Below are 1,164 nucleotides of genomic sequence, written 5' to 3' on the forward strand. Positions count from 1 at the left end.
ATGCAGCGCCTAATGCGGTTGATTCAGAGTTAGTTGCAGAAGCACCAGTACCCATACTAATGCTTGAGGTGCCAGTAGCAGCAGCATTCTTACCGATAGCTATTGCATCAGTACCCGTCGCACCTAGATTGTCTTCGTTAGTGCCTAAAGTTGATTTGACACTGAAGTATTTTACTTTATTGTCGGCTATCGCTGTGTTCAAGTCACTTGCATTCACCGCATTTAAAGCATTGGATGATAAAGTAATATCACCTGCACTGTATAATTGAGTAATTTGAGTATTTTTAGCATCAATACCAGTATTAGAAATTTTAACCCCGCCAAAATCAGCACTTTTTAGTCCTGTAAGGGTTTTAGATAATTTAATGGTTAACGTTTTAACGCCAAAAACATTAGCAGGACTACTGTCACTAATGACACCAATATTGTCATCACTTAAATCAGTAGCATCACTCACACCACCTTTTACATTTAAAGTTCCTAGTGCATTAATATTAGGACCGATATCTCCTTGATAATTGACAGCAGCTATTGATTGAACACTAACTCCAGTCAATGCTATTCCCGCACATAAAGAACTTAAGCGCAGCAACTTTGCGCCTCCTACTACTGAACTTGTTGGACTTGCTTTAGAGGTAACTGCACCGCTAGATGACTTACCACGGGCTTTAGCATACTCTGCAACTGCCATAAAACAGTTCAAAGACGCATTCCAGATAACTTTATAGTTGCGATTCATAGTGTCTTCCTTAAACGTTAAGTGTTTGATACTCAAAAATAAAACCTTTATCTATTAGCCTTCAACTGTTCGCTATATGAGCTAGGCTTTATGTAAGACTCTGCTAACCAAACCTACTTACCACTCAAAAGTGGTAAATAAATATAAGATAAAGAATTAACGACAATCCATTATGTAAAAACCCTAAAATATGTTACTGAACTGTTCATAAAAGTTGTTACAACGTTAATGTCAATAATTGAATTTATACCCTATGTTGCATCATATAATAGATATTGTTACTTAATCAACTCTAATATGAACCGCCCCGACTATATCGGAGGCAATTTTTTCGAATCAGAATATATGATTAAAATCTATAAGATTAATCATTAGACCTCTTGCAAAAGTAGCAAAGGATTTTACAATAACTCATACATTCGCAA

Annotated in this window: 1 protein-coding gene; it reads right to left on the reverse strand. The window is 36.1% G+C overall.

Annotated features, from left to right (window positions below; translation table 11 throughout):
• Positions 1-739: ESPR-type extended signal peptide-containing protein (locus tag I3257_RS13005; RefSeq protein ID WP_238050015.1), on the reverse strand; the 739-nt coding region annotated here is incomplete at its 3' end.
• Between the last annotated feature and the right edge of the window lie 425 nt (positions 740-1,164).

It is taken from the genome of Psychrobacter sp. Ps7 (genome assembly GCF_022129225.1).
Lineage (GTDB): Bacteria > Pseudomonadota > Gammaproteobacteria > Pseudomonadales > Moraxellaceae > Psychrobacter > Psychrobacter immobilis_A.